We start from the raw sequence: 18,243 nt of genomic DNA, 5'->3' as shown, positions 1-18,243 counted from the left end.
GTCGGCCCGATCATGTTAATGAGCTGAATCTTGAGCTGGTGATGATAAATCATCTGCACGTGGAGGAGACACGTATGACAACTGCCAAAAACAGCTCACTTCGGGTGGCATTGGCCAGTTTCATTGGCACCACAATTGAGTACTATGATTTTTTTATTTTCGGCACGGCCGCCGCTCTAGTTTTCCCCAAAATATTCTTTCCTGAGAGCACGCCCCTTATGGGTACTCTTATGGCGTTTGCTACATTGGGGGTTGGGTTCATTGCTCGACCCATCGGTGGCGTAGTATTTGGACATTTTGGCGACCGGATTGGTCGTAAGAGAATGCTTATTCTCTCACTGATTGGTATGGGAGTTGCGACTTGTCTAATGGGTACGCTTCCAACTTATGCTCAGATTGGCATCTGGGCCCCTGTTTCCCTCGCGATATTACGACTTGTTCAGGGTTTCTGCGTCGGAGGAGAATGGGGAGGAGCGACTCTTATGGCCGTCGAGCATGCGCCGCCAGCTAAACGTGGATTTTATGGTTCTTTTCCACAAATGGGAGGGCCTGCAGGGACTGCTACCGCAACGCTGGCTTTTCTCGCCGTATCGACGTTTACTACCGATGATCAGTTACTGACGTGGGGGTGGCGCGTACCATTTCTGCTTAGTTCATTACTGGTGGTTGTCGGATTGGTAATTCGTTTTACAACTACTGAAAGCCCGGAGTTTGAACGTGTTACCGCCAAACGAGGCGAAGTAAAGTTGCCGGTGGCAGTTGCGTTAAGTCAACACTGGCGTGAAATTCTAATCGTCGCCGGCATCTATCTAAGCCAAGGCGTGATATCATACATCGTGATGTCATATCTCGTCTCATATTCCACGACCGTGGCAGGAATTGATCGTAATTGGGCACTCTTGGGAGTGTTTATCGGCGCCATCGTTTTAACAGCGCTCTGTCCAGTTTTCGGTGCTCTATCCGATCGTATAGGTCGAAAAACAACTTACATGCTAGGCGCCGTTGCGATGTGTATTACGAGCGGACCGGCAATCTATCTCATTGATCTCGGACAGCCATGGGCCTTGATGTTAGCAATCCTACTAGTTTATGGATTGGCTATGGCCCCTGCATGTGCAGTTACCGGTTCGTTACTCTCATTAGCTTTTAAAACTGAGATTAGATATACTGGCGTTTCGATAGGGTATACATTATCACTAATTGTCGGATCGGCCTTTGCCCCGATGATTGCGACTGCGATATATGCTAAGACAGGGACGATTTACGGACTATATGTTTATCTCTTGATTGTCTCTGCAATTTCCATTGTCTCTGTATTGCTTCTGCCTGGCCCATTTAGACGCAAGGAAGCTAAAAATCAAACTCTTCGATATACAGATGAGAAAGAAGCTTCAAATAGTTATACTAATACACCATTCGATGAAAAGCTTGCATGAATTTTAAAAAATCATAAAAGGATAATATTATATCAATGTTGAATGCCAGATGCATACGGTATGTATCTGGCATTTCATATTAACGAAAATTACAGGGTATCATTGGTTGTAATATCTTTATTACATAATTTTTATATGTAAATGATTTATTGCGCAATATCTTACTATTTTTTACAAGGCCAATTCCCTGTCTGTCACAATTTATAACGAGTAATGTGCTTTTGAAACGTCACAGCCTGGCTTATGCCAGAGTAAGAACGTTTGCCTTCCACCTAACGGTTGGCGAGACAGCAGGTTGCAAGGCTTATGATACACAGACAGCTCAGCCGAGCTAGCCCACAGACGTTTCTCGCTGATAAAGGCTATTATGCGGTTGCGATAGGTAATGATCTTGTCAGTGCAATATGGGTCACGTAACTCCCTGGACAGCAAACCGCCGCATGATGATGAGATATGATTGTACGCTTTATAAACGACGCAAATAATTGCACGGATGTTTGGCAGACGGAAAATTAACTATGCCATTACCACCCTATACAACAAAATTGCTGAGAGCTTATGTCCATATAGCTACTGCTAGATGCTGGCTCAAACGCGTCCACACTGCCCAGCAATACATTTGAGATCCTAATCAGTCTGCAAATAGTGCCAGTGTGGCCGAATATTCTCCGGCTCACACTTGTCTTGTTTCGGAACCGGAGGCAACTCAGGTGTTGAAATTACAAAATACCGCCATCATCGAGATGTAATAGATATGAGCGGTGTATTAACGTCCGAAAGTTGAGCAACATCGTGCTGAAGGCCTTTTTCAATTAATCGCTTGCCGGCAACAAACTCGGAAGGGCGGTTGATCGAGTATACGCAGTTAACGCGACCGTTCGTGTGAAAAATGACAGAAAACTCGCGATTATTAATGTCACCGCGTATAATTATTTGATCAGCTTCCTGCGGTAGGCCGGCAATTTTTAGGCTCACATCGAACTGATCAGTCCAAAACCATGGGATTTCTTCTGACGGTATCCGAGTGCCGCATAGCACGGCCGAGACCCTACGGGCGTGCGCGATTGCGTTTGGTACGGACTCTAAGCGTATGGCGTTTCCATATCGTTCGCTGTCGAAACGTGCACAGTCCCCTATAGCAAAGATTGCTGAGTCATCAGTTTGAAGAAATTCGTTTACTATTATACCGTTTGATACGTGGAGCCCGGCATCTTTGGCAAGTCCGGTATTGGGTTCCAGTCCAACCGCTACCACGAGCATATCACATGCGATACAATTATGATCCAGGTAAACAGCACTCACGGATTTAGTTGCACTGTCGATTCTGAAACCTTCTATGGCCACGCCAGTGTTGATCTCGACACCAGCCTCCCGATGCAGTGAATGAAAAAAATCTGATAGAATATTTGGCAGCGCGCGCTCCAGCACACGGCTTCCGGCCTCAAGAATCTGGACATCTACTCCCATCGCTTTTGCAGACGCAGCAATTTCCAGCCCGATGAAGCCTCCTCCTACGATGACCAGACGATTGCATGATGGCAAAGCAAATCGTATTCTCTCAGCATCAGCTAGAGTTCGCAGTGTGTATACGTTCCGACAGTCTACTAATTGCGGGAAGCCTTCAAGGGCGCGAGCTCGGCCACCAGTAGCTAATATCAGACTTGAGTATTCATACTCCGAGTTCTTCCCCGTAAGATGAATCGTCTTGGTTATTCGATTGATAGCCTCAACTTTCTTACCTACATGGAGATCGATACCGGCACGAGCTATAACCTCAGCGGTTCTATTACGGTATTCGCCTTCAGGAATGCTACCCTTTAGCAATGCTTTTGATAACGGTGGTCGATGGTAAGGCCATGTGTTTTCATCATCAAAAATAGTGATCGGGCCGACCCAACCATTACTGCGCAAGGCAAGGCCAGTTTCAATTCCGGCGCAGCCCGCACCAACAATGATCGCTTGGCCTGAAAGATCTCGATTACAATTGGGGATCTGCGACGGTGACACGGATGCCCTCCAAATTCTCCGACATTACAATTTGACAACTGAGCCGACTATTGGCTTTGCGGTCAGCAGCAGTACAATCAAGCATTTGCTCCTCATTGCTGCTGGGTATTGGCAGGCGTTTTAAATACTCCTCATCCACAAACACATGACAGGTCGCACAACTTGCTGAACCGCCACAATCGGCGATAATCCCATCTACGCCATGAGCTGTCGCGGCGCGCATCAAGCTTACGCCCGACTCCACATCTACGGTTACTTCGTTCCCAGCCGGGACTATAAATATCGCTTTCATTTTCTGACTTCCGTTTCTTCGCGAATTACCGCGCGATTGCGCGAAGAGGGATGCGTGCGTGCGAACGCATCTGGTTCATCGGTCGTTGTTCGGCAGGTTGTACGAGCTCAATCCGATTTACCCTTTTGGCAAATTCAGTTAGGAGGCATTCCGCCTCTAGTCGCGCAATCATTTGTCCAATGCAGACGTGGATACCCGAACCGAAGGCAACGTGAACGCCGGCAGTATTCCGGTCGAGTAGGAATGCGTCTGGCCGCTCCCATTTACGCGGATCACGGTTTGCTGCTCCAAGCCACAACCCCAGTTTTTGCTCAGCTTCAAGACGCAAGCCAGCGAATTCCATCTGTTTATTTGGCGTGCGATACAGAACTTGAAAGGGAGACTCGATACGGATCCCCTCGTCCAATGCAGTCCGCATCAGTGCCGGGTTTTCTTTAGCTAGCTCCATTTGTTCTGGGGAGTTAGCAAGGTGGTAGATACAGGCACCGATTCCCGCGATTGTGGAATCTGTTCCACCGCCTACTAGAGAACGAATAACATTCTTTGCTCCACCGGTAGGAAGTTCTCCACGATCTTCAGCTTCATAAAGTTGTCCGGCTGGCGAACCTGGAATGACGCCTGTTCGTTCGACACTACGTTCGAACCAATCAAGATAAGGTGTCGCGCGTTCCATCGCTCGTCGATAGAGTGCGTTTTCCGGACCGGTCTGATTGAAGCGCATTTCGCCAATCGCTAAGACGTTCTTTCGCGGCAAGTCAACGCCTACAGCAGTAGAAAATACCTCCATAATATAGGGTTCAATGAGATCCGCCATAGCGTCGAATTCGCCCATGTCCAGTATCTTGGAAATGTATTCTGCTGCCTTCTGCTCGAACAACTCACGCCAAGTTCTGATGACTTTGGGCGAAAGAATCTTAGTCGAGGCATTCCTAACCATGGTATGATCGGGTGGATCTGCCTCAACGAGTTTGCTCGGAATACGAAACTTCCCAGGTTTGCGTATGTCTTGAATGCCGACCCCGCTAGCCGAGCTAAAATCTTTCCAGTTATTTAGGATAGCGTGAACTTCAGCGTATCGACCAACCGCGTAAAAACCATAATTTTCGAGTTCTACGACCGGCGCGAGATCTATCAGCGCCGAATGAAAAGGATAAGGGTTAATGATCGTCTCTTCTGCGTAGGGATCAAAACCTTTTAGAATTGGTGGTCGTTCGAGCGCCAAGTGTGACACCGCTATCTCCTCCTGAATATCTGCTGACTGATTCAGCTTAGATAATCATCTTGACGTTTAAGGCAGAGCAAATCCAATATGAAAAACGCATTATTGATACAGAATTGGATATGGAATGGACTGGCTTAGAAAAATTCGCGTTAGACATCTGGACATGCTTATTAGTCTATCGCGAACGTTGAACGTAACGCGGACTGCGGACGAGTTGCATATGCATCAATCCGGTGTTTCGAAAATGCTCCGCGAGCTTGAAGATGATTTAAACTTGGTACTCTTTGATAGGGGGAGTAAGGGCCTTCTGCTAAACGAGCATGGCAGAGCGGCTTGCGCCCATGCGGTTCGTATAAGAACAGCCTTGACATCGTTTCGGGATGAAATGGAGGTGCTCGCCAATAAAGGAAGCGCGTTAATCTCAGTTGGCTTTGCGGGAGCATCGTCAATTGATGCATTGCCGATGGCGTTGTTATCAGTCCTTCACAGTGTTCCGCGAACTCATATTCGTATAACAGAAGGCGCAGTGTCTTTATTGCAGACCAAACTGATTGATTACGAGATCGACTTGTTGGTCGCCCAAACGGGCTTGCATTTTGATCCAAGCCTTGGGATTTCAGAAGAAGCGCTTTATGCTGATTCGATTTGCGTTGCTGCTCGTGCTGACCATCCGCTTGCAACCAAATCCAGCATTACCTGGGATGATATTGTAGCATATCCGTTGGCGGTTTGGTCGGCAGGAACTCCGACTCGATTCGCGCTAGAACGTGCGCTCGCCCGAAACAATTGGTCGCTTCCCTCAGCGTTTCTCGAGAGTAATTCAGCTTCCATAAATATGAATCTCATAGTGAATTCGGATATGGTAGGATTTTCCATGCTCAGGGGCGCAAGTCTTTACGCCGCCCACGGCATCCTAAGCATTCTATCCTTCGATCTCGAAGAAGTCGGTATAATGAGTGTTTATTGGCGTAAAAGCGACGAGATAAGGAAGCCAATCGCGCAACTTTTGACAAAGCTGTCACAAATGCCTACTGGACTTGAGATGGCTTCACATGAAGGCTAATGACGCTCGAAGAACGATCACGCAATTTAATGTCAATAGTGATTAATTAAGATGAGGCAGCAATTTATTACAGAGAATTTATTAAAAGAATTTTAGATTAAAAAAGGATATACTAAGCTTTTGCGAGGAAATAATAACTTTTACAATAAAGTAATTTTTGGATTTATTCAGATATTGTAAAACTATTTATATTGCGGTCATTGTGGAATGAACTTTATTGTTCCATGGAGAGGGCTCCCGCGGCCGTTATCGTAGAGATAAGGTCACGGGAGATGCCTTTTGTTTGTCAACAATTTATGTGTGAGGAAACGTTTCGGTAAGAGAGTTTCGTTTGGAAGCTTCCTCGAACCAGCCAGTCAATTTTGGGTGAGTAGAACGCCAATCTTTTTCCGGAAACCGAAAATCAAGATATCCTAGTACACAGGCAGCCGCGATGGATCCCGCGCTGAATTCCCTCGCAAGTTCATCGAACCAGCGACCTTCAAGATCGTCAAGGCCGGAATCAATCTTCTCCATCTGTCCCCGAGACCAGTCATCCCAACGTTTTTCTTCTGGGCGCATTACGTTTTCATAGCGATGCAGAAGACATGCGTCGAGAATGGCATCCCCCAGGGCTTCGAGCGTCAGAACTTCGAACCGACGGTCCGTCGGATACAGGCTGTCACCTTTCACTCCGATGGAATCGATATAGGCGCAAATCACGCGACTATCGAAGAGTGGGGTATCGTCTTCAAGCAAAGCGCACGGCACTTTACCGCTCGAGTTATATTTCACGATGTTTAGATCGCGCTTCACTGGCCCCGCAGCAGAGCTCAGTTTTTCTACCTGATCGGCCAGACCGCGTTCATAGGCCGCAATCATGACCTTGCGGACGTAAGGCGATGCCGGGGAAAAGAAAAGGCGCAATGTCATACCGTTCTCCTACGGTTTTTAGAGGAGCCGAGCCGGCTTTTTGCTGGTTTTTCGGCGAGTGGCATCCGAAGGAAATCCTGCGGATAAAGCTTGAGATGTTCTTGAAGATGTTCAAAGGCGAACAAGACGTGTTCATGCATGATCGCTGCTGCCCGCTCGCCTTGCTGCTTCGAAAGGGCCCGGGCGATACGGCGGTGGTCATCATGTGAGCGCTTAATGACGTCGAAATCACGCCATATGATGATACGATCAGAAGCTATAGGCACGTTCTGGAGATTCTCGACGAAAATTTGAATCCATGGATTTTTTGCCAAACCAATGATTGTTGTATGAAAGCCAACGTTCATCTGGCGATATTCAGGTAGATGTTCCGCGAGAAGCGCACCTTTTTCCAATAGCGCGTCACCGTCTGCGACGAGCTTGAACAGATAGTTGGCGTCTTTTTCGGTCATATTCTCAGCAGCCAGCCGACACGCCAAAGCCTCAAGTTGCGCACGCACGGTAAAAGCGCCGGCCACATCGGCAAATGAAAATTCCCGCACATAGAACCCACGATTGCTTTCATAGGACACCAGGCCGGTCTGCGAAAGGGTAGTCAAGGCTGCGCGCAAAGGCGTCCTCGAAATCTGCAGCATTTCGGCAAGCCGATCCTGATGCAATTTTTCACCCGGTTTAAGCGCGCCGCTCAGTATGGCTTCGCGCAATTGGCTCGTGGCTACTTCCGTGCTTGTCAGCGGGTCCATTTATGATCCTACGTTCGATGTGGGAATAATGTATCCAAAATGCGAGTTAGAGACAAATATATTTTGCTTTTACCCAATAAATGTGTTCATTGCACTCACAACGAAAGTGGAGGACCATCTCTCATGCGTGGTATTTGTCTCGTAACCGGTGCTGCAGGTGGCATTGGTAAATCCGTCGTTCGCCGGCTTGCAAACGATGGGCATCAGGTTTTGGCTGCCGATATTTCTCTCGATGCGGCAGAGGCATCCATTGCTGGAATTCCCGGTTCTGGTCATCAAGCGATAGCGCTGGATGTGGCTAACGAAAGTGCAGTCATAGCAGCCTTCGCCGAGGCGGAAAAAAAGGGAACGCCAATTCATCAAGTCGTGGCTGCGGCTGGGATATTATTGTTCGCATCTAACGGAGATCGTCCGCGGATCGTCGATATCGATCTGGCGAGCTGGGATAAGACCCAAACCGTTAATTCGACCGGAACGTTTCTTCTCCTGAGGGAATTTTTGCGTTCAGCTGACCGCGGTAAGGTTGAAAACGGTCGCTTCATAGGGTTTAGCTCGGTAGCGGCTCAGCTCGGCGGCTATCGTTCCAGCGCAGCCTATATAGCCTCTAAGGGTGCTGTTATGGCATTGGTGAAGGCAGGGGCGCGCGAAGCGGCGCATCTGGGTATCACTGTTAACGCAGTCGCGCCGGGACTGATCGATGCTCCGATGCTCCGCCAATCCCTTTCTCCGGAAAATGATGCATCTGTGGCCGTTAATATTCCGCTCAATCGCATCGGAACGCCTGAAGATATCGCTGGTGCTGTAGCATACCTTATGAGTTCTGACGCGGCTTATGTTACGGGCGCAATGATCGACGTTAATGGTGGCTATCGAATGCAATAAAGCACGTTTGGAAGGGTTGAGCGTCATTCAGTTTGAGGCCGATGTTGACCTATGAAAACCCTTCCAGATTGCCTCTATTGTTAATCTTACGAGCAGTATTCATGATGGGAGCGCTTCTATGACGAAGTCATCTTTATCCACTCAATCTCTGCCTTCTGCTATCATTACCGGTGCTGGCGGCGGCATCGGTCGCGCCATCGCTCACCGACTGGCGGAAGAAGGCTATGCAGTCGTTGTTGCAGATCGGGCTGAGGAGGCCGCCCAAGAAACCGTACGTCAAATCACGGACCAGGGGCGAGAAGCTCGCGCGGTCATCCTGGACATCACGGATCCAGCACAGACTCAGTCCTTGATCGATGAAACCAAAAACCTCAGGGTTTTGGTTAATAACGCCGGCATATTTAACACGCGCGATTTCGACAAGCTAACGGCTGACGATTTCCGGTTGATGTATGAAATCAATCTCGTGGCGATGTTCACGCTTTGTCAGCAGGCCTCGCGTGTCCTGCCGGAAGGTGGGCGGATCATTAATCTCGCATCACGCGCCGCATTTGGTGCACGCAATTACGCCCACTATGTCGCCTCCAAGGCCGGTGTCGCCGGTTTCACGAAGGCGCTGGCGCTGGAGCTTGCGGCGAAGCAGATCACGGTCAACGCGATTGCACCTGGGGTCATCATGACGGACATGCTTCGGGAACGTTCCGACGGACTTGATGCATTATGCGCTCAGCAGCCGACTGGCAAACTCGGCGAGCCTGAACATATCGCTCATGCAGCAGCGTTCTTCGCAAGCCCGCTTGCCGAGTTCGTAACTGGCCAGGTTCTAATCGTGGATGGTGGTCGTTCCGTCGGCGGCACTGCGGCCTTTTAGTCCGCATCCGAGAGCGGTGGGTACGCGGTCTGCCGGTACCCAGTCAGGGAGGAAATATGAGTCTTCAGATGAACACGCTTGACGGTAAGACCGCAGTTGTTACCGGTGCCGGGCAAGGCATCGGTAAAGCTATCGCGGAGGCGCTTCGGGCGGCAAATGCTCGCGTTATTGTTGTTGACCGAGAGAGTACAGGTATAGAGGCTTTGGCCTCGGCAGATCCAAATGTCCTTGCCGTGCAGGGCGATGTCACCGACGCTTCGCTACCGGGAAAGATTTCGGTAGCACTTGATGAAGCAAGCCTAAGCCTGGATATTCTTGTCAACAATGCGGGCGTTGCGAAAGGCGCTCATGCGCTCGAAACGTCCGATGACGACTTCACGCGTTATTTCGAGATCAATGTCCTTGGTCTCTTCCGTTTATCACGCTGGGCGGTATCCCGAATGATGACGAATCGTGGTGGAGCAATCGTCAACACGGCTTCAATTTTCGGACAGATCGGCGCGCAGAACTCTTGTGGTTATTCTGCATCGAAGGCAGCAGTCATCGGGCTCACACGTCAGATGGCAAATGATTTCGGTCCGAACGGAATTCGCGTTAACGCTGTCGCGCCGGGCTTGATCGAAACTCCACTGACGGCGGAGCGTATACGGACTGAAACATGGCGGCGGCACCAAATGATTGATGGCGCGCCGCTGAGACGCGTTGGCACACCGGAAGATGTGGCGCGAGCGGTACGCTTTCTCGCTTCGGAAGAGGCAGGGTTCATTACCGGGCAGATACTTGCTGTTGATGGCGGGTGGGCGATGGGCCGTTATCCGCGAGAGGAGGCTATTCATGCAGGCGTTTGATGTCCCTGAATTGCCGAGTGAGTGCGATCTTTTGATCGTTGGCTCTGGTGCAGCAGGGATGGCGGCCGCTATTTCGGCCAAGCATAGCGGATTGAATCCGGTCATTATCGAAAAATCGGATTTCTTCGGCGGATCGACAGCTGTTTCCGGAGGGGCGATATGGGTACCCTGCAATCCACTGATGCAGGCCGTGGGGCGTCAGGATAACCGTGAGGCGGCCCGTCATTATATTCAGCAGGAAGCTGGCAATCGCTTCAATGCGGAACTGGTCGATGCGTTTCTCGATCAAGGGCCGGAAGCCATTCGTTTCTTCCATGAAGAAACTGCACTGAAAATGGCGGCTCGACCCACTTCTCCAGACTATCATTCCGATGCAGAAGGTGCGTCCGAAGGGGGCAGGGCAATTGATGCTTTAGACTATGATGGCCGCCGACTGGGTAAAAATCTCTATCGTATGCGTCCTCCGATAGCCGACTTCACAATCCTTGGCGGAATGCCCCTGGGCAGGTCTGATATTTATCACTTCCTGCACCTGACCCGTTCTGCAAAGTCAGCCATTCATGCGACCCGTGCGGTATTACGCTATGTCCGGGACCAGTTGAGCTGGAAACGCAACACGCGGCTTGTCATGGGGGCTGCCGTTTCGGGTCGCTTGGCGGAAACCGTATTCGCTCTCGGCATACCGCTTTGCACAGGCCACGAGTTGATCAGGCTATTGCAAGATGCCGACGGTCGCGTAATGGGGGCCCAGGTTAAGGGACCCAAGGGACTTGTGAAAATATCCGCAAAGCGAGGCGTCGTCCTTGCCGCAGGCGGCTTCCCTCACGACACAGCGCGACGGCGTGAAGTATTCGATCATGTTAAACACGGGCTTCCCCATTATTCCATGTCACCGTCCACCGGAACCGGGGGCGGGATTGCAGCCGCAGAAGAAATAGGAGCAGCGTTCGTTGATAGCAATGCGAATGGAGGGTTCTGGACGCCTGTATCGTTGCTGCGCAATCCAGACGGTACATTGCGACCATTTCCACATCTGTTTCTTGACCGGGCCAAACCCGGTGTTATCGCGGTAGGTCACGACGGCAAGCGATTTGCCAATGAAGCGACAAGCTATCATGATTTTGTGCAGGCTCTCATTGGTAAATTATTGCAGGAAGGACAGCGTTCGGCCTGGTTGATGGCTGATGAACAGGCAATCCGCCGGTATGGGCTCGGCGCTGCTCATGCTTTTCCCGCACGGATAGGTAAGCACATTCGCAGTGGCTATCTCAAGAAGGCAAATTCTATTGCAGATCTTGCGCAGCAATGCGGGATCGACGCCAGCCAGTTAGAGCGAACAGTTCGTTCTTTCAATAATGCTGCGCTCAACGGAGAAGATGCGGAATTTGGGAAAGGTTCAACCAGTTATCAACGTTATCTGGGAGATCCTGAGAATACTCCAAATCCTTGCCTCCGCCCGTTGAGCGGGCCGTTCTACGCCATTGAGATATTCCCTGGCGACATTGGAACAACGATGGGATTGGCAATTACCGGCAAAGGCGAGGGAAAGAGCGCGAGCGGTGGCATCATTACAGGTCTTTACGCCTGCGGTAATGACATAAGCTCCATTATGTCGGGGGCTTATCCTGGTCCTGGGATTACGCTCGGTCCAGCTCTGACATTTGGCTATATTATCGGAAAGACTGCTGCCGCCTCGTAAGGGCGGCAGCTATGATAAGCGGCTTTTCAAGGCTTCCAGCGATCGGGCTGCGCAACCTCAAAAGCGGGCAGGGATTCCAAACGATCAACAACCGTTCGAATATTTGAGAACGGTTCCATATCAACACCCCAACGCCGAGCGTTGTAAATTTGCGGTACAAGGCAAATATCGGCAAGCGTCACGGTATCGCCATGGCAGTAATGCCCACGGTCGTTCTGGTCCAACATGCGTTCGACAGCCTCCAGTCCGTGGGCGATGAAATGTTGCATCCATCCTTCCGTTGAGATGCTTCCGTCCGAAGCGGAGACCGCATAGCGGGCAACATGAAGATTGCAGACAGGATGAATTTCCATCGCAATCGCATAGGCAAGCGCACGTACCCTGGCTTTGCCCACTGGTGAAGCCGGCAAAAAGCCGGCTTGACGTGTTTCATCAAGATATTCCAGAATTGCGAGCGACTGTGTGAAAATGAGCCCGTCTATTTCGAGCGTGGGCACCAATCCTTGGGGATTGCGAGCCAAGTTTTCCGGGCTGCGTTGCTCGCCCTCCAACAAATTCACGGTGATGCTAGTATACGCTTCTCCGATCAAGGCGAGGGCAATTCTTAGGCGATAGCTCGCCGACGAACGCCAATAATCATAAAGCAGAGTCACCGCAATCCATCCTTTGGCGGCAGCGCTTCTTGAACGCGCCCGGAGCAATCGCCGAAGCCGATGACGTAACCATCCCCTCGCGCTTCACCACGAATAGTGACTGTATCGCCGTCTTCTAGGAAGGTACGGACACTGCCGTCAATGTGGATTGGCTCTTTGCCTCCCCATGCGAGTTCGAGCAAGGAACCGCGGCTATTCTTTTGCGAGCCGGAGATTGTTCCTGAGCCGAGCAGGTCTCCGGTATTCATCGCACAGCCAGACGTGGTGTGGTGGGCCAGCTGCTGAGCGGCGGAATAATACATCTCCGCATAATTGGTTCGACTGATGGTGGTTTCTTTTCCACCATTGGGCGTCAAACTCACTTCAAGCGCAATGTCATACAACATTGGCCGCGGCTCATGAAGATACGGCAGCAAAGGGAACTCACGCGCAGGCGTTGAAGTTCGGAACGGCTCCAATGCGGCGGCAGTTATGATCCACGGGCTTATAGTGGTGGCCGTTGCTTTTGCCTGGAAGGGTCCAAGAGGTTGATATTCCCAAGCCTGTACGTCTCGTGCCGACCAGTCGTTCAACAGGACATAGCCAAAGATCATAGCGTCCGCTTCCTCGACGCTGACGGGTTCACCGAAAGTGGAAGGGGTGCCGACGATAGCACCTATTTCCAACTCGAAGTCGAAGCGGCTTGAAGGTGCAAAGCGCGGCACGGTTTCATTCGGACCCTTAACCTGCCCCCAGGGGCGGCGGAAATTGGTCCCAGAAACAACGACCGAGGACGCGCGGCCATTATACCCGATCGGTATATGCAACCAGTTGGGCGGCATAGCATTCTCCGGCCCGCGAAACATACTGCCTACATTGAACGCATGGTTCCGGCTGGCGTAAAAATCGGTGTATTCGGCGACCCGGAAAGGCATATGCAAACTTGCATTGTCGGCGTTTCGCAAAAAATGCCCGACGGCCTCCTGTTCAGTTGATCCTTCTGCCAGCAGTTCGGTTAACCGCAACCGCAGGGCTGACCACGCTGCCGGACCCGCTGCCATCAGCTTGTTCCAGGAAGGTTCGTCCAGGAACGGGCCACCTTCCAGCAAAATCAGACCTGCGCTTTCTGCTGCAGTTGCATCCAGGATCATGCGTCCGATAGCGACGCCACACCGCGCAGCTTCGCCTTCAAAGGAGAAGACTCCGTAAGGAAGATTGTTGAGCGGGAAAGGGCAGTCCGGTACGTTGGCGGAGACCACCCATGAGGGGAGAAGGGGCATTGCTTTTCTCTCTTGAAAGTCAGGAATTACCGGAAAACTGGATGAGAAAGCCTCACCTTTTAATGCCGGGAGTTCCGTCAAACATCTTTTCCAAACTATCCCAGCAATCGATGTAATCCTCTTGGAGGGATGCCGAATTTGCAGCCCACTCACTGACGTGTTGTGGAAAGCGGGTCTCGAACATGAAACTCATCGTATCTTCGAGCTTTTCCGGCTTGAGTTCGTGTTTGGTCGCGTTGTCATAGGCACCCCGATCAGGGCCGTGCGGCAACATGCAATTGTGCAGCGACATACCACCAGGAACAAAACCCTTCGGTTTTGCGTCGTAGATACCGTAAATGTTGCCCATCAGTTCCGACATGACATTCTTATGATACCAGGGTGGCCGGAACGTATGTTCTGCCACCGACCAACGATCGCGGAACAATACGAAATCGATATTGGCTGTTCCCTCCAGCCCCGAAGGCGCAGTAAGGACCGTAAAGATTGATGGATCTGGGTGGTCAAACAATATCGCCCCAACAGGGCTATAGGTTCTCAGATCGTATTTGTATGGAGCGTAATTGCCGTGCCATGCCACGACATCAAGCGGGCTATGGCCAATACTGGTACGATGGAACTGTCCGCACCACTTCATGATCACGGTCGATGGTGCCTCGCGGTCTTCGAATGCGGCAACCGGCGTTTTGAAATCGCGTGGATTGGCCAGACAATTGGCGCCGATCGGACCTCTGTTGGGAAGATCGAACTTCTGGCCATAATTTTCGCAAACAAAGCCTCGGCATGGTCCTTCCAGCACTTCGACACGATAGACGAGACCACGAGGCAGTACGGCGATCTCCAGAGGTTCAACATCGATGATGCCGAGCTCGGTGCTAAAACGTAAACGTCCCTCTTGTGGAACCACAAGTAATTCGCCATCTGCAGAGTAGAAATATTCATCCTTCATTGATTGAGTGATGACATAAATATGGCTTGCCATGCCGGTCTGGGTGTTGACGTCGCCTGCTGTTGTAACAGTGCGCATACCGGTAACCCATGTGAGGTCACCCTCACCGTGAGGGATTGGGTCCCACCGATATTGGCCGAGACTGATGACGTCCGGCAGGATATTGGGTGCCGATTTCCACAGAGGTACATCGATCTTCTCAAAGCGCGTAGTATGCTTCACGGAGGGCCGTATACGATAGCACCATGTCCGCTCGTTTTGGCCACGAGGCGCTGTAAACGCTGTCCCTGAAAGCTGCTCTGCGTAAAGACCATAGTTACAGTTCTGTGGAGAGTTCTGCCCTTGTGGCAAGGCCCCCGGTAGAGCTTCGGTTTCGAAGTCGTTACCAAACCCTGGCATATAGCCATCATGGCTCGACACGGTACCAGTTTGACGGATCATGCCTTTAGGCAAATCGAAACTTGTCATCGATGTCTCCTGACCGACTTATGTTTGTGATGTGAGATTGGGTAGAACTGTTGAAACATTCTGTCAGATGCTACCGAGGTCAATGCCTTTGGTTTCGCGGATGCTGAGCGTCGCGAGGAAGGTTATCAACGCGCAAACTACGAAGTAAGCTGCCGGTGCCATCGGGCTACCAGTGGCCTGAATGAGCCAAGTGGCGATAAATGGTGAGGTCCCACCGAGAATCATGTTCGTCATATTGTTTCCGAGCGCCAGACCGCTGTAGCGGACAGATGACTTCAGCATTTCCACATAGGTGACATAGGACGCGCCGTTTACGATCGAAACAGTGCCGAAAAGAACAGTCTGTCCGAGACAGGCTTGCCAGGCTGGTCCCGACATGAGGGCGAACATGGGATAGCCCAGGACGATGCCCAATATGCTGCCGGTGAACAAGACGGTCTTCCGTCCAAAACGATCGGCGAAATAACCTGCAAGAGGAAGAATTATGACACCGACAATAAGTGCGATGGAGGTCGAAAAGAACGCTACGGCAGGAGAATGATGTCCAACAGTCTGAAGATACGAAGCAACGTAAACGGACGAAATGTAATAGCCACCGGTTATCTGCGCTCCCAGCAGCACGATCTTGACGATATCTTTCCAGGAATGCTTCAATAATTCGATGACTGGAATTTTCTTTGTATCACCCTTGTTGCGGATTTTCTCGAACTGCGGAGTTTCGTGGAGATGATTCCGGATCCAGATTCCAATGCCGCCGATGAAAATGCTGAGAATGAAGGGCAAACGCCACACCCATGCATGGACAACTTCAGTTGGAACCAACGATGAGATGGTCAAGGCCACCATCGATGCCACCAAAGAACCAAGATAAGTTCCGGTGTTGACCATCGATGTTTGGGTCGCGCGCCATTCCCGAGGAGCAGTTTCAGAGACGAAAGCATTCGCGCCGGCAAGCTCCCCACCTGCCGCAAAACCTTGAAGGCAACGAGCCAGGACCAGGATCAATGTGGCCCATAGCCCAAGCGTCTCATAGGTTGGAAGCAATCCCATGAGCGTTGTAGCCGCGGCCATCAGAATGATAGTCCATGTGAGGGCTTTTTTTCGCCCATATCGGTCGCCAATATGACCGAAGATAATTCCCCCCGGTATGCGCAGGAAGAAGGCAACTGCAAAGGTTGCGAAGGTGCCCAGCATCGCGGCATTATCGTCGCCTTGCACGAAAAACAAGCTCGCAATATAGGCTGCCATGAAGCCGTAAATGCCAAAGTCGTAATATTCTACGACCGTCCCGACAATTGCGCCTCTTATGGTTCGAGCATTGGACCGAATTCCCATAGCGTCGAGCTTGCTGGATGACATCGTCACATTTCGATTAGCGACTTCGCTCATCTTTCTTACCTCCCAAAAATGTAAAGCTTGCGCCCGGGGCACCTTTCAGCTTTTCAACGGGCCGTGTTTAGAAGCTTCTGATCCCTCGGGCAGAGTCTGATGACTCCTCCAATCGAGCTTTCATTAAACGTATTTCATATCATTTGCAATGATATGAAATACGTTTAATGTGCCCAAACGGTGGTTCGACCCTAATGGGATTTCTTACGGTTGCCTCTCATCGAGGAATTGGCCTCAAGGAGAATATATGACAAATTTTTATGTAGTAATTGCTTCCAAAAGACAATTAACGCAATCCCCTAAGTAATTCTGAATCTATATTCAACTCTATTTAAGTTTATAGGAAAAAGCGATAATTAGTATTATATTGATTACTTCAAAAATAAAAATTCGGTATCGGTGAGGCATGTCGCTTGCAAACTGAGCGACACCCATATTATGTCATGTGCAACGATTTATGCGAGGTGGTACACATGTCGGAAGAGTTTGATTTGGATGCATTTTTGCCTTACCAGATTTCGGCAGCGGCAGCTCGGATCAGCAGGGACTTCGCCGTTCTATATGAAAAGACCTTTGGCTTAGCGCCCACTGAATGGCGGGTGCTCGCGCATCTTTCACAACAGGATGAAGTTAGTATTCGTGATATCCACTTTCGAATCGATATGGATAAATCGAAGGCAAGCCGGGCCGCCAGTCGCCTGGAGGACATTGGATTGGTCGCAAAAGTGCTCAATCCAGATGATCGACGGCTTGTATGTCTTTCTTTGACTGAAGAAGGGCGGGAAATGGTTAAGCAGATTACTCCAATAGCCAATGCATTTCAGAGTGAACTTTCTGAATTGATAGGGAAAGATATGGATTCGTTCCAGCGAAGCCTCAAAAAAATATTAAATAGGTGAATTTTCGGGATGATATAACTATATAATGCAAAGTATCATCTTTGCATTGTTCATCCTATAAACCCTGAGCAAATAAGGACAGGCTGAGAGCCGGAGCTACGTTAACCTATTCCCGCTCGACGCACATGGCGACGCCCATGCCGCCGCCGATGCAGAGCGTCGCGAGGCCTCGCTTGGCATCACGGCGCTTCATTTCATAAAGCAGCGTGGTCAGCACGCGTGCGCCCGACGCGCCGATCGGATGGCCGATGGCAATGGCGCCGCCATTGACGTTGACGATCTCCGGGTTCAGGCCAAGATCGCGCACCACGGCGCAGGATTGCGCCGCGAAAGCTTCATTGGCCTCCACCAGCTCCAGATCGTCAATCGTCCAGCCAGCCTTTTCCAGCGCCTTGTGCGTGGCCGGAATCGGACCCGTCCCCATGATCGATGGATCGACGCCAGCCGTTGCCCAGGAAACGATACGCGCCAGCGGCTTGACGCCGCGCTTGTCAGCTTCCTCGGCATCCATCAGCACGACAGCGGCAGCGCCGTCATTGAGGCCGGATGCATTGCCCGCCGTCACCGTGCCTTCCTTGTCGAAGGCAGGTTTCAGCTTGGTCAGCGCTTCGATAGTCGCGCCTGGACGAATATATTCGTCGGACGAAACGA

The 18,243-nt window shown here is 50.8% G+C and carries 17 protein-coding genes; 7 read left to right on the top strand and 10 right to left on the bottom strand.

Features of this window, described 5'->3' with window-relative positions; all coding sequences use genetic code 11:
• Positions 1-74: 74 nt before the first annotated feature.
• Complete coding sequence (locus JAU75_RS20580) at positions 75-1,436, top strand: MFS transporter (RefSeq protein ID WP_199058367.1); 1,362 nt, start codon at positions 75-77, stop codon at positions 1,434-1,436.
• Between the two features lie 735 nt (positions 1,437-2,171).
• On the opposite strand, the gene JAU75_RS20575 is transcribed toward JAU75_RS20580, so the two are convergent.
• The 3 genes from JAU75_RS20575 to JAU75_RS20565 are packed head-to-tail and all read right to left on the bottom strand — an operon-like array spanning position 2,172 to position 4,966.
• Complete coding sequence (locus JAU75_RS20575; RefSeq protein ID WP_199058366.1) at positions 2,172-3,443, bottom strand: FAD-dependent oxidoreductase; 1,272 nt, start codon at positions 3,441-3,443, stop codon at positions 2,172-2,174.
• Positions 3,415-3,735 carry a 2Fe-2S iron-sulfur cluster-binding protein gene (locus JAU75_RS20570; RefSeq protein WP_199058365.1) on the bottom strand — a complete coding sequence of 107 codons (321 nt, stop codon included), beginning with the start codon at positions 3,733-3,735 and terminating at the stop codon, positions 3,415-3,417. Before JAU75_RS20570 ends, JAU75_RS20575 begins: the two co-directional genes overlap by 29 nt.
• A 25-nt stretch (positions 3,736-3,760) precedes the next feature.
• Entirely contained in the window at positions 3,761-4,966 is a 1,206-nt protein-coding gene (locus JAU75_RS20565) for a cytochrome P450 (RefSeq protein WP_199058364.1), read from the bottom strand.
• A gap of 115 nt (positions 4,967-5,081) precedes the next feature.
• On the opposite strand from JAU75_RS20565, the gene JAU75_RS20560 reads away from it, so the two are divergent.
• Positions 5,082-6,020, top strand: a complete 939-nt coding sequence (locus tag JAU75_RS20560; RefSeq protein WP_199058363.1) for a LysR substrate-binding domain-containing protein — start codon at positions 5,082-5,084, stop codon at positions 6,018-6,020.
• Positions 6,021-6,314: 294 nt separating this feature from the next.
• Here JAU75_RS20560 and JAU75_RS20555 read toward each other — a convergent pair whose 3' ends face one another.
• Positions 6,315-6,932 carry a glutathione S-transferase family protein gene (locus JAU75_RS20555; RefSeq protein ID WP_199058362.1) on the bottom strand — a complete coding sequence of 206 codons (618 nt, stop codon included), beginning with the start codon at positions 6,930-6,932 and terminating at the stop codon, positions 6,315-6,317.
• A complete protein-coding gene (locus tag JAU75_RS20550; RefSeq protein ID WP_199058361.1) occupies positions 6,929-7,675 on the bottom strand; it encodes a GntR family transcriptional regulator in 747 nt (248 codons plus the stop codon). Before JAU75_RS20550 ends, JAU75_RS20555 begins: the two co-directional genes overlap by 4 nt.
• Before the next feature lie 123 nt (positions 7,676-7,798).
• Between JAU75_RS20550 and JAU75_RS20545 the strand changes: the two genes are divergently transcribed.
• From JAU75_RS20545 to JAU75_RS20530, 4 genes are all read left to right on the top strand, one after another.
• A complete protein-coding gene (locus JAU75_RS20545) occupies positions 7,799-8,557 on the top strand; it encodes an SDR family NAD(P)-dependent oxidoreductase (protein WP_199058360.1) in 759 nt (252 codons plus the stop codon).
• Between the two features lie 118 nt (positions 8,558-8,675).
• On the top strand, positions 8,676-9,428 hold the full coding sequence (locus JAU75_RS20540) for an SDR family oxidoreductase (protein WP_199058359.1): 753 nt from the start codon (positions 8,676-8,678) through the stop codon (positions 9,426-9,428).
• Positions 9,429-9,484: 56 nt separating this feature from the next.
• A complete protein-coding gene (locus tag JAU75_RS20535; protein WP_199058358.1) occupies positions 9,485-10,276 on the top strand; it encodes an SDR family oxidoreductase in 792 nt (263 codons plus the stop codon).
• On the top strand, positions 10,263-11,975 hold the full coding sequence (locus JAU75_RS20530) for an FAD-dependent oxidoreductase (protein WP_199058357.1): 1,713 nt from the start codon (positions 10,263-10,265) through the stop codon (positions 11,973-11,975). Before JAU75_RS20535 ends, JAU75_RS20530 begins: the two co-directional genes overlap by 14 nt.
• A gap of 26 nt (positions 11,976-12,001) precedes the next feature.
• On the opposite strand, the gene maiA is transcribed toward JAU75_RS20530, so the two are convergent.
• The 4 genes from maiA to JAU75_RS20510 form a co-directional block, all read right to left on the bottom strand.
• Positions 12,002-12,634: a maleylacetoacetate isomerase gene (gene maiA, locus JAU75_RS20525; RefSeq protein ID WP_199058433.1), complete on the bottom strand. Its 633-nt coding sequence runs from the start codon at positions 12,632-12,634 to the stop codon at positions 12,002-12,004.
• Positions 12,625-13,887, bottom strand: a complete 1,263-nt coding sequence (gene fahA / locus JAU75_RS20520; RefSeq protein ID WP_199058432.1) for a fumarylacetoacetase — start codon at positions 13,885-13,887, stop codon at positions 12,625-12,627. Before fahA ends, maiA begins: the two co-directional genes overlap by 10 nt.
• A 52-nt stretch (positions 13,888-13,939) precedes the next feature.
• The gene (hmgA, locus tag JAU75_RS20515) at positions 13,940-15,304 is read right to left on the bottom strand and encodes a homogentisate 1,2-dioxygenase (RefSeq protein ID WP_371836217.1); all 1,365 of its coding nucleotides are present in this window, start codon (positions 15,302-15,304) and stop codon (positions 13,940-13,942) included.
• Between the two features lie 63 nt (positions 15,305-15,367).
• Positions 15,368-16,693: an MFS transporter gene (locus JAU75_RS20510; RefSeq protein WP_199058356.1), complete on the bottom strand. Its 1,326-nt coding sequence runs from the start codon at positions 16,691-16,693 to the stop codon at positions 15,368-15,370.
• A 473-nt stretch (positions 16,694-17,166) separates the two neighbouring features.
• Here JAU75_RS20510 and JAU75_RS20505 point away from each other — a divergent pair, with 473 nt between their 5' ends.
• Positions 17,167-17,592 carry a MarR family winged helix-turn-helix transcriptional regulator gene (locus JAU75_RS20505; RefSeq protein WP_199058355.1) on the top strand — a complete coding sequence of 142 codons (426 nt, stop codon included), beginning with the start codon at positions 17,167-17,169 and terminating at the stop codon, positions 17,590-17,592.
• A 106-nt stretch (positions 17,593-17,698) separates the two neighbouring features.
• Here the strand turns inward: JAU75_RS20505 and JAU75_RS20500 are convergent.
• Positions 17,699-18,243: acetyl-CoA C-acyltransferase (locus JAU75_RS20500; RefSeq protein WP_199058354.1), on the bottom strand; the 545-nt coding region annotated here is incomplete at its 5' end.

It is taken from the genome of Ochrobactrum sp. Q0168, from assembly GCF_016427605.1.
Taxonomy (GTDB): Bacteria; Pseudomonadota; Alphaproteobacteria; order Rhizobiales; family Rhizobiaceae; genus Brucella.
This window is presented reverse-complemented; position numbering and strand designations above follow the sequence as displayed.

Coding starts and splice junctions, on each gene's coding strand:
- JAU75_RS20560 (WP_199058363.1), top strand. CDS start 5,082: ATGGACTGGCTTAGAAAAATTCGCGTTAGACATCTGGACATGCTTATT.
- JAU75_RS20535 (WP_199058358.1), top strand. CDS start 9,485: ATGAGTCTTCAGATGAACACGCTTGACGGTAAGACCGCAGTTGTTACC.
- fahA (WP_199058432.1), bottom strand. CDS start 13,887: ATGCCCCTTCTCCCCTCATGGGTGGTCTCCGCCAACGTACCGGACTGC.
- JAU75_RS20540 (WP_199058359.1), top strand. CDS start 8,676: ATGACGAAGTCATCTTTATCCACTCAATCTCTGCCTTCTGCTATCATT.
- JAU75_RS20505 (WP_199058355.1), top strand. CDS start 17,167: ATGTCGGAAGAGTTTGATTTGGATGCATTTTTGCCTTACCAGATTTCG.
- JAU75_RS20545 (WP_199058360.1), top strand. CDS start 7,799: ATGCGTGGTATTTGTCTCGTAACCGGTGCTGCAGGTGGCATTGGTAAA.
- JAU75_RS20555 (WP_199058362.1), bottom strand. CDS start 6,932: ATGACATTGCGCCTTTTCTTTTCCCCGGCATCGCCTTACGTCCGCAAG.
- JAU75_RS20580 (WP_199058367.1), top strand. CDS start 75: ATGACAACTGCCAAAAACAGCTCACTTCGGGTGGCATTGGCCAGTTTC.
- hmgA (WP_371836217.1), bottom strand. CDS start 15,304: ATGACAAGTTTCGATTTGCCTAAAGGCATGATCCGTCAAACTGGTACC.
- JAU75_RS20550 (WP_199058361.1), bottom strand. CDS start 7,675: ATGGACCCGCTGACAAGCACGGAAGTAGCCACGAGCCAATTGCGCGAA.
- JAU75_RS20530 (WP_199058357.1), top strand. CDS start 10,263: ATGCAGGCGTTTGATGTCCCTGAATTGCCGAGTGAGTGCGATCTTTTG.
- JAU75_RS20570 (WP_199058365.1), bottom strand. CDS start 3,735: ATGAAAGCGATATTTATAGTCCCGGCTGGGAACGAAGTAACCGTAGAT.
- JAU75_RS20510 (WP_199058356.1), bottom strand. CDS start 16,693: ATGAGCGAAGTCGCTAATCGAAATGTGACGATGTCATCCAGCAAGCTC.